Origin of the sequence: Sulfitobacter sp. (genome assembly GCF_041552635.1) — a bacterium.
Lineage (GTDB): Bacteria > Pseudomonadota > Alphaproteobacteria > Rhodobacterales > Rhodobacteraceae > Sulfitobacter.
The window spans coordinates 1-2,648 of the sequence record NZ_JBFEKM010000302.1 but is presented as its reverse complement, the minus strand read 5'-3'; the positions used below and the strand labels follow the sequence as shown (position 1 = coordinate 2,648).

Genomic DNA, 2,648 nt, shown 5'->3' with positions numbered 1-2,648 from the left:
GGAAATTGACCTGCTGGGCGCACTCAGTGCCTGCCCGGGGGGAGATTGCTCGTCCGAGCATTCATCAGACGCGGCTGCATGCTATCCGCTACTGGTTGAAGTATTTGCCCCAGATTCGGCTACTCTTGACGGCATCACACCGCCTGAACGTAACCGGTATGACCAAAGCCACGGCACCTGATATTTGCCGGGGGCTGTTTTCCAAATGGATTTAAATCCCCCGCGGAGCGCCCTAAACTATCGACGCAATCAGACCTCTGAAAAGGCGGCCTTTAACGCAATTTCGACCATGTCGCCAAATGATCTTTCGCGCTCTTCTGCAGGCAACGCTTCACCAGTCTGCAAATGGTCGCTGACGGTCAGCACTGCCAATGCGCGCCGCTTGTGGCGGGCCGCAAGCGTGTAAAGCTCTGCTGCTTCCATTTCGACGCCCAGAATGCCGTGGCGGGTCAGCTGTTCGTCCAGATCGGGGCGCTCTGCGTAAAAAACATCGGACGAATAGATGCCGCCAACATGGGTTGTGGTTCCTTTCGCCTCGGCTGCTGTGACGGCTGCGCGCAGCAGTGACCAGTCAGCACAGGGCGCATAATTTATTTCCTTGAAGATACCCGAGGATGGCGATGTGATGGTCGTTGCGGTCATTGCGATGATCACATCACGGATGCCGACATGCGGCTGCATTCCGCCGCATGACCCAATACGGATCAGCGTCTTTGCGTCATATTGTGTAATCAATTCATTCACATAAATCGATAGCGACGGCATCCCCATGCCTGATCCCTGAATGGTGACAGGGTGCCCATTCCAAGTTCCCGTAAAGCCCAGCATCCCGCGCACGTTATTCACGAGCTTTACATCTTTAAGAAAAGTCTCGGCCGCCCATTTCGCGCGATACGGATCGCCCGGCATTAAAACAGTTTCAGCAATATCGCCGGATTTTGCGCCAATATGAATTGTCATGAGCCGCCTTAAAAAGTTGTCGGGGGATTAAAAAGGAGCTTTACGCTTTCACGGAAAACCCCTTTTTGTCTTTAGATATTGATGTTCGGCCTAAGCCGATATCAACCTAAACCAGCAGATCGTCAGGTGAAACACCTTTGGCGATCATTTCACGATACCAATTCGGCTGGCGTCCTTTGCCAGTCCATGTTTGGGAAAGATCTGCTGGATTGGCGTATTTCGCAGGAGCCTTGGCTGCCGTTGATTTTTTGCCAGTTGTGCCGCCTGATACTTCATCCAACGAAAAGCCGAATTGAGCAGCTGCTTTTTCTGCAGCTTTGCGTGCTTCAACGCGATCACGCTGGTAAGCGGACTTGATTGCTTTTTTCACATCTTCCAAGAGCGTCTCCAGCTCTTTGTGGGTCATGCTGTCAAGATTGATTGTCATTTGCTATTTCCTCTCTCGAAAAGCGTGACCTCGCACTACGTCAAAATGCTGGGAAAAAAAAGATAGTACTTTGGTCATCGTGTATTTATTCCGCTGCAACTGTTTGCGGATCAGCCAAAGTAACGATGTCTTGCATTATTGTGTTCAATTCAAAGTCTTTCGGCGTATAGACACGCGCCACACCCATAGCGAGAAGACGCTTTGAATCGTCTTCGGGAATAATACCGCCGACAATAAGCGGGATATCTCCAATACCTGCCGCATGCATTTGTTTCACCAAATCTTCAACCAAAGGTATATGAGATCCGGAAAGAATAGAAATCCCGACGACGTGGTGATTACCTGCGACAGCTGCCGCGACGATTTCTGATGGTGTCAGGCGAATACCCTCGTAAGAAATATCCATGCCACAATCGCGTGCACGCACGGCAATTTGTTCAGCCCCGTTGGAGTGACCATCAAGACCGGGCTTGCCCACGAGAAAGCTTAGGCGTCGGCCAAGACGCGCGCTGACCGCATCAACGGCATCGCGCAATGCGTCCAGCCCTTCAGTCTTGTTGGACCTGCCTGTGCCAACACCGGTCGGGCCACGGTATTCGCCATGCACGGCGCGCATTTGCGCAGCCCATTCGCCGGTCGTCACGCCTGCCTTTGCCGCAGCAATTGACGGTTCCATCACGTTGCGCCCTTCGGCAGCCGCCGCGCGCAGATCGGCAAGTGCTTTGTCCACCGCTGCCTGATCACGGTCTGCGCGCCATGCGTTCAAACGGTCGATTGCTGCGGCTTCTACGGCGGGGTCAACCACCATGATGCCACCATCGCCGGTCATCAGGGGCGATGGTTCGCCTTGCTGCCACTTGTTGACGCCGACCACGATCGTCTCTCCGGCCTCGATCCGGCCCAGACGGTCTGCGTTGCTTTCGACAAGACGTGATTTCATGTAATCAATGGCAGAGATCGCGCCGCCCATGTCATCCAAATTCGCCAGCTCGGCCCGCGCCCCTGCTTTAAGCTCTTCGACTTTTCTGTCCACGGCCGGGTTGCCGTCGAACAGATCGTCAAATTCAAGCAGATCGGTTTCATAGGCCATAATCTGCTGCATTCGCATCGACCACTGCTGATCCCACGGGCGCGGCAGGCCAAGCGCTTCGTTCCATGCGGGCAGCTGTACGGCGCGGGCACGGGCGTTTTTCGACAGGGTCACGGCCAGCATTTCAATCAAAATGCGGTAGACGTTGTTTTCGGGTTGCTGTTCGGTCAG

Annotated in this window: 3 protein-coding genes and 1 pseudogene; 1 reads left to right on the top strand and 3 read right to left on the bottom strand. The window is 54.0% G+C overall.

All coding sequences use genetic code 11. The features are described 5' to 3' along the window. Nucleotides 1-181, top strand: a pseudogene (locus ABYT07_RS20360) (hypothetical protein); the annotation flags it as partial. Nucleotides 182-249: 68 nt separating this feature from the next. On the opposite strand, the gene deoD reads toward ABYT07_RS20360, so the two are convergent. The 3 genes from deoD to ABYT07_RS20345 all read right to left on the bottom strand — a co-directional run. Further along, complete coding sequence (gene deoD, locus ABYT07_RS20355) at nt 250-960, bottom strand: purine-nucleoside phosphorylase (protein WP_372993828.1); 711 nt, start codon at nt 958-960, stop codon at nt 250-252. A 106-nt stretch (nt 961-1,066) separates the two neighbouring features. Then, the gene (locus tag ABYT07_RS20350) at nt 1,067-1,387 is read right to left on the bottom strand and encodes an H-NS family nucleoid-associated regulatory protein (RefSeq protein WP_372993827.1); all 321 of its coding nucleotides are present in this window, start codon (nt 1,385-1,387) and stop codon (nt 1,067-1,069) included. 85 nt (nt 1,388-1,472) lie between these two features. Then, on the bottom strand, nt 1,473-2,648 hold a 1,176-nt coding region (locus ABYT07_RS20345), incomplete at its 5' end, for a methylmalonyl-CoA mutase family protein (protein ID WP_372993826.1).

Bases quoted from the DNA above. Each gene is read 5' to 3' on its own strand.
- deoD (WP_372993828.1), bottom strand. From the start codon at position 960: ATGACAATTCATATTGGCGCAAAATCCGGCGATATTGCTGAAACTGTT.
- ABYT07_RS20350 (WP_372993827.1), bottom strand. From the start codon at position 1,387: ATGACAATCAATCTTGACAGCATGACCCACAAAGAGCTGGAGACGCTC.